The organism is Rhodopseudomonas sp. (genome assembly GCF_048594845.1).
Classification (GTDB): domain Bacteria; phylum Pseudomonadota; class Alphaproteobacteria; order Rhizobiales; family Xanthobacteraceae; genus Rhodopseudomonas.
On record NZ_JBMDXE010000303.1, the window covers coordinates 1 to 6,449 of the forward strand.

General features: G+C 66.3%; 8 protein-coding genes. 7 read left to right on the plus strand and 1 reads right to left on the minus strand.

Annotated elements, in window-relative coordinates; translation table 11 throughout:
* Window positions 1–112: 112 nt before the first annotated feature.
* The 4 genes from ACOJTD_RS19800 to ACOJTD_RS19815 are packed head-to-tail and all read left to right on the plus strand — an operon-like array spanning window position 113 to window position 2,910.
* On the plus strand, window positions 113–370 hold the full coding sequence (locus ACOJTD_RS19800) for a hypothetical protein (protein WP_420134576.1): 258 nt from the start codon (window positions 113–115) through the stop codon (window positions 368–370).
* Entirely contained in the window at window positions 363–1,103 is a 741-nt protein-coding gene (locus ACOJTD_RS19805) for an ABC transporter permease (protein WP_420134577.1), read from the plus strand. Before ACOJTD_RS19800 ends, ACOJTD_RS19805 begins: the two co-directional genes overlap by 8 nt.
* Window positions 1,100–1,915 carry an ABC transporter ATP-binding protein gene (locus tag ACOJTD_RS19810; RefSeq protein ID WP_420134578.1) on the plus strand — a complete coding sequence of 272 codons (816 nt, stop codon included), beginning with the start codon at window positions 1,100–1,102 and terminating at the stop codon, window positions 1,913–1,915. Before ACOJTD_RS19805 ends, ACOJTD_RS19810 begins: the two co-directional genes overlap by 4 nt.
* A 23-nt stretch (window positions 1,916–1,938) precedes the next feature.
* Entirely contained in the window at window positions 1,939–2,910 is a 972-nt protein-coding gene (locus ACOJTD_RS19815) for an ABC transporter substrate-binding protein (RefSeq protein ID WP_420134579.1), read from the plus strand.
* Between the two features lie 40 nt (window positions 2,911–2,950).
* On the opposite strand, the gene ACOJTD_RS19820 is transcribed toward ACOJTD_RS19815, so the two are convergent.
* Window positions 2,951–3,892: a LysR family transcriptional regulator gene (locus ACOJTD_RS19820; protein WP_420134580.1), complete on the minus strand. Its 942-nt coding sequence runs from the start codon at window positions 3,890–3,892 to the stop codon at window positions 2,951–2,953.
* A 132-nt stretch (window positions 3,893–4,024) separates the two neighbouring features.
* Here ACOJTD_RS19820 and ACOJTD_RS19825 point away from each other — a divergent pair, with 132 nt between their 5' ends.
* From ACOJTD_RS19825 to ACOJTD_RS19835, 3 genes are all read left to right on the plus strand, one after another.
* Window positions 4,025–5,245, plus strand: a complete 1,221-nt coding sequence (locus ACOJTD_RS19825) for an acyl-CoA dehydrogenase family protein (RefSeq protein ID WP_420134581.1) — start codon at window positions 4,025–4,027, stop codon at window positions 5,243–5,245.
* 12 nt (window positions 5,246–5,257) lie between these two features.
* Complete coding sequence (locus tag ACOJTD_RS19830; RefSeq protein ID WP_420134582.1) at window positions 5,258–5,830, plus strand: flavin reductase family protein; 573 nt, start codon at window positions 5,258–5,260, stop codon at window positions 5,828–5,830.
* Window positions 5,831–6,030: 200 nt separating this feature from the next.
* On the plus strand, window positions 6,031–6,449 hold a 419-nt coding region (locus ACOJTD_RS19835; protein WP_420134583.1), incomplete at its 3' end, for a YeeE/YedE thiosulfate transporter family protein.

A 6,449-nucleotide genomic window follows, 5' to 3' on the forward strand; every position in this document is an offset into this window, starting at 1 on the left:
CGATCCGCAGGCGCAAACAGCCGCGCGGTCGCTGCGCATGGCGACGGTCGAGGGCGCCCGCTGCCACGCGCTGACCGAAAACGGATCGCTCTAAGACGGCAATCGCCCCGACATGCTCACCATCGACGAGCGGCAACCGCATCTGTCGCCGCTGTTCGATCCGGAGAAAGCGCTGGTCTACAGCGCGCGCGGCGCGGATGTGCGCGACGTCGTGATCGACGGCCGCATCGTGATGCGGGATCGCAAGGTGCTCACCGTCGACGAGAGCAGCCTGCTCGCCGAGGTCGAACAGATCGCGCGGAGCTGCGCCGCCAGCGCGGGCATCGCTCTTCCGGAGCCGAGACTGACGGGGATGTCCAGCCATGCTTAAGGTGCTCTCACTGATCGCCGCGGTGATCTTCTGGGGCTTGCTGTCCCTGACGCTGCCGCCCGACATCTTCCCCGGACCGGTGGAGACCGTGAAGGCGCTGTGGGGCGAGATCGCCGGCGGCCGCGTCGGAACCGACCTCGTCATGACGATGCTGCGCGTCGTCGGCGGCCTCGTTCTGGCGCTGCTGCTCGGCGTTCCGGTCGGCGTGCTGATGGGGCTCAACCGCCGTGCCGAGGCGGTGCTCGACGTCTGGGTGATGATCGGACTGACGGTGCCGAGCCTGTGCTACGCCATCATGGCCTTCATGTGGTTCGGCCTCAACGAGGCCGCCGCGATCATCGCCATCGCGGTCACGGCGGCTCCCTCAATCACCATCAACATCTGGGAAGGCGTCAAAAACGTCGACACCAAGCTGGTGGCGATGGCGCGCGTGTTCGAGGCGCCACGCGCCACCATCGTGCGCCGCGTGCTGATGCCGCAGATCTATCCCTATGTGATGGCGTCGGCGCGGTTCGGGCTCGGCATCATCTGGAAGATCACCGTGCTGGTCGAACTGATCGGCCGTCCCAACGGCGTCGGCTTCAAACTGTTCTACTGGTACCAGCTCGCCGACATGCGCCAGGTGCTGGCCTGGACGCTGCTGTTCACCATCATCATGCTGCTGATCGAGCTGGCGATCCTGAAGCCGATCGAACGCCGCATCTTCGCCTGGCGTCCGGAGGTTGCCGTATGAAGCCCGCCATCCAAGTCGCGTCGCTGCGCAAGACCTTCAAGCAACGCGACGGCGAGACCCGCATGGTGTTGAAAGACCTCGATCTCGAGGTTGGCGCCGGCGAATTCCTCTGCATCCTCGGCCCGTCGGGCTGCGGCAAGTCGACGCTGCTCAACGTCCTCGCCGGCCTCGACAAGGTCTACGAAGGCAGGGCCGAGGTCAGCGGCGGCCGCATCGGCTATCTGTTCCAGGAGCCGCGGCTGCTGCCGTGGCTGACCGCCGAGGGCAATCTCGACTTCGCCTTGTCGAGCTGCAAGGTGCCGACCGAGCGCTGGGAGCAGCTCAAGTCACGCTATCTCGCGATGACCGGGCTGTCCGACTATCGCAACTACTATCCGCACCAGATCTCCGGCGGCATGGCGCAACGGCTCGCGCTGGTCCGCGCGCTGTGCGTCGAGCCCGGCATCCTGCTGATGGACGAGCCGTTCTCCGGGCTCGACGAGATCACCGCGCGGCGGATCCGCACCGATTTGCTGACGATCTGGGAAGAGACCCGCAAGACCATCGTGTTCGTCACCCACAATGCCTACGAGGCCTGCTTCCTCGCCGACCGCATTCTGGTGATGTCGGGCGGCGCGTTCCAACAGGAGATGCGCGTGCCGATCGCGCGGCCGCGCAGCTACGATGACTCCGCCGTGTTCGAGCTCAGCCGCGACGTCATCCGCGCGTTCGGCGACGGCATGGCCCGCCCAGCCCCCGCCGTCGCGCCCGAGGCTCCCGCACGCCTTGTCGACGATCTCGACCGCCACACCGCCGCCCGCATGAACCTCTGACCCATCCAACGATTGGAGCGCGTATGCTAACCCGCCTTGGACTTCTCGCCGCCGTCGTGCTTGCGACGACCAGCGCCGCCACCGCGCAAGTCAAGGTGCGGATCGGCGATCTCGCGCAATCGCTCAACGAGATCGGCTCGCGCGCGATGATCGATCAGGGCATCGACAAGAAATACGGCATCGCCGCCGAGTATCGGGCTTATCCGACGCTGGACGGGCTGTTCACCGCGATCCGCGGCAAGGATGTCGACGTCGGCTTCGGCGGCTGGACCGCGATCGCGCAGTTCCGTGGCAAGGGCATGCCGGTGACGATGATCTTCCCGGTCGGCCGCGGCGCGACCGTGGATGTGATCGTTCCGGCCGCCTCGCCGATCAAGAGCATCGCCGAGCTGAAGGGCAAGAAGGTCGGCTCGTTCGCCGGCGCTGCCGGCACCGCCACCGTACTGTTCCGCGTGATCACGTCGAAATTCCACGGTTTCGATCCCGGCAAGACCGGCGATCTGCAGTTCGCCGGGCCCGGCCTGCTGCCGGCGCTGCTCGACAAGGGCGAGATCGACGCCGCGGTGATGTTCGATCCGCTGGCGGCGAAACTCGAAGGCACCGGCAAATATCGATCGCTCGGCAACCTCGCCGACGCCTACAAGGCTGGCACCGGCGACGACTTCCTGTGGATCGGCTACTCGACCAACGACGATTTCATCAAGGCCGAGCCTCAAGCGCTGACCAACTTCACCAAGGCGTGGCTCGAGGCCATCGAATACGTCAAGACCCATCCCGAAGTGTTCGAGGCCTACGGCAAAAAATACGGGCTCGAGCCCGCCGCCATCGAGCTGCTGCGCCAGCGTGTACTGGCCGACTACACCACCAAATGGGACGACCAGACCATCGCCAGCCTGCGGCGGTTCGGGGCCATGGCCAACGAGGTGATGGGTGGCGGCTATCTCGACACGGTCCCCGACGCAGCGTTTTCCACGAAGTTCGATCCGCGCAAGTAGCACCAGACGACAGCGACACGCGGCAGCCGCCGCGTGTCGCTCAGCGCCGCGTCGGAGCAATCCGCCGGCTGTCGCCTTCGCGGCTCAGGATCGCGGCGCTGATCTGGCACATCCAGTTGATGCCGGTGTCGTTGGCGAAGCGCGAATGGCTGTGGACCCGAACTTCAATCGGAGGCAGTTCGAACGGCAGCTCGAGCAGGCGAAAGTCGCGGGCGCGGTGAAGATCCAGCGCCAACAGCCGCGGGAAGATCGCCGCGACGTCGGAATGGCGCACGATCTCCGGCGCCGTGGTGAAATGGCCGCGCACCGCGATCCGCGGACGCGCATCCTCGTCCGCCAGCCATTGCTCGGCGAGCTGATACACCGACGACGTCGTCCGCGCGAAGAAGAACCGCAGCTTCGAAAAATTGGCCCGCGTCAGCTTCGATTTGACGATCGGATGATTGGCTCGCACCAAGCAGATGTAGCGGTCGCTGAACGTATCGATCGCGATCAGATCCTTCTCCGGCGCACTGATCGCGCCGATCGCCAGATCGATCTCACCGGACCGCATCGAACTCACCACGCTGTCCGGCAGCAGCGGCACGACGTGGACGCGCACGAACGGCGAAATCTGCGACAGCTCGCTGATCAGCCGCGGCAGGATGTACACTTCCGCGATGTCCGACATTGCCACCCGGAAGGTGCGCTCGGTGACGCGCGGATCGAACACGACGCCGCTCTGCAGCGTGCGATTGAGCAGCTCGAACGCCTGATCGAGCGGCTCGTGCAAACGCACCGCCGCGTCCGTCGGCAACATCCGGTTGGCCACCCGCACGAACAACGGATCACCGAAGCGCTCGCGCAGCCGCCGCAGCGCGTGGCTGATCGCCGGCTGCGTCAGGCCGAGGCGATCGCCCGCCGCGGTGAGGCTGCGCAGGTCCCAGATCGCCAGGAATACGCGCAGCAGGTTGAGATCGAGCTGATCATTCATCCGGTTCATGCGCGCGATTATGACTATGAATTTGACTTACATCAAGGCGCTCGACATCGTAGCGCATCCGCCAACTAATCACGCCGCGATCGACAGCGGAGTGATGACGTCACCTCGCCGATGGCCATCAGGAGATCTGGGATGAACAGCGCAGCCGCAATGCAGAAGGTTCAGTCGGAGGCCGCGACCGACTCCGTGTTCGACTACAAGGCGGCGGTGTACTCCATCCTGCCCCGGATCGCCGCGACCACGCACGAGAGCGACAAACAGCGCCGGCTCGCCGACGACGCCGCCAATGCGCTGCGTGAATCCGGCCTGTCCCGCATGATCACGCCGAAGCAATTCGGCGGCTACGAGATGTCGCCCAGCGCCCACATCTGGGCCTGTGCGGAGATCGGCAAGGTCTGCTCGGCGGCGAGCTGGGTGCTGATGGTCTGCGTCGCACACGACTACATCATCGGCCGGTTCCCCGAAGAATGTCAGCGCGAAGTCTATGAAGGCGACGCCGACAATCTGGTGGCGGGTTCGCTTGCTCCCGCCGGCGTGCTGACTCCCGTCGAAGGCGGCTGGCGCCTCACCGGACGCTGGCAGTTCGGCAGCGGCTCCGATCACTCGCCGTGGTTCATCGTCGGCTCGCGCCGGGCGAATCCCGGTCCGGACGACTACCTGATCCATCACGTCATGGTGCCGCTCGCCGACGTCGAGATCGTCGACACCTGGCACACGCTCGGCATGCGCGGTACCGGCTCCAAGGATCTCGTCGTCACCGACGCCTTCATCCCGGCGCATCGCGCGGTCCCGACGCAGCCGACCTTCCTCGGCCTCAGCCCGCACGCCAAGGCGCCGACCTATCGGCTGTCGGTGTATTCCGGCCTGCCGGCGATGCTGTCCGGTTCGGTGCTCGGCATGGCCGAAGGCGGCCTCAAGGCCTTCATCGACGCCACCGCCAAGCGCGTGACGCCGGCCGGCGTCGTCAAGGCGGTCAATGCCTCGATGCAGAAGCGCGTCGCCGAGTCGAGCGCCGAGATCGCCGCGGCGCGGCGTCTGCTCACCGACATGTGCGAGCGCTTCGACAAGCTGATGGAGATCGATCAGGCGCCGATGGCGACGGAGGATCGCATCCAGATGCGCTGGGACGCGGCCTATGTGGTCGAGCTGTGCCGCCGCGCGATCGACCGGATCTACGCCGCGTCCGGCGCGGCCGGCATCTACGAAGGCAGCCCGGTGTATCGCGCCTTCCGTGATATCAGCACCGCCTGCCACCACGCCGTGATCGATTTCGACACCGTGTCCGGCATGATGGGCCAGTTCAAGCTGACCGGCGACCTCGGCGAGAATCCGCGCGCCGCGCCGTTCGCCTGACCCGACGGCGGCATGACGCGTAGCGCACCGCGACACGTCGCGGTGCGTATCGACCAGTCGATCGACCTATCGCGAGGGCCTGGCATGATCTCCGAACCATCGATGTCGGCGGACCTGTTCAAGCAGAGCATGCGCCTTCTCGCCGGCGGCGTCTGCATCCTGGCGACGAGCGCCAATGGCGAGCGGCACGGGCTGACGATGACGGCCGTGTGTTCGCTGACGATCGATCCGCCGTCGCTGATCGCCTGCGTCAACCGCGGCGCCGGCACCCGCGGCATCATCAGCGCGACCCGGCGCGTCAGCGTCAACATCCTCGCCGACGATCACGCCGGCCTCGCCGAACGCTTCGGCTCCCCCGCCGTGCGCGGCGCCGACCGCTTCGATGCCCACGTCTGGACCGAACTCCACAGCGGCGTCCCCGCCCTCGTTGACGCCCTCGCTGTGCTCGACTGCGAAGTCATGAGCGAGACGGAACTCGGCCAGCACTGCGTGTTCTTCTGCGAGGTGAAGCACGCGGTGCTGCAGCCCGACAGAAAGCCACTGGTTCACTTCAACCGGGAATTCTGCGCGGTGCAGCCGGTCTAGGCAGAACGCACGCGGCAGCATCTGTAGCGAACCCGCTTCAGACGGGAGACGATTTCGCTCGCGAACAGCGAAACGGAAGGACCAACGTTTCGTCGCATCGCCGAGCGGGAGAAGCGCATTTCCTTTCGCGCGCGGCGGGTTGCCGCATGCTGCGGCAGCCGTACATATCGGTCATCCCCCTCTTTAAGCCCGGGCCTCAAATGACCGACCTTTCCGTCGACGCACGACTCCTCGCCTCCGATCGCAGCAGCGGTTCCGGGCGCGCCTCCATCAATACCAAGGTCGTCACGGTCGGTCTGGCTGCGCTCGCAGCCGGCGCGCTTGCGCTCGGACAGGTCTACGGCTGGCGCCAGGGCGCGCTGTTTGTGCTCGGCGGCGGCCTCGGCCTCGTGCTGTATCACGCGCTGTTCGGCTTCACCTCGGCATGGCGCGTGTTCATTGCGGACGGGCGCGGCGCAGGCCTGCGCGCGCAGATGCTGATGCTCGCCGTCGCCGTTGTGCTGTTCTTCCCCGCTCTGGGCCACGGCTCGGTGTTCGGCCAGGCCGTGCGCGGCGAATACGGCGCAGTCGGCGTCTCGGTACTGGTCGGCGCGTTCCTGTTCGGCATCGGCATGCAGCT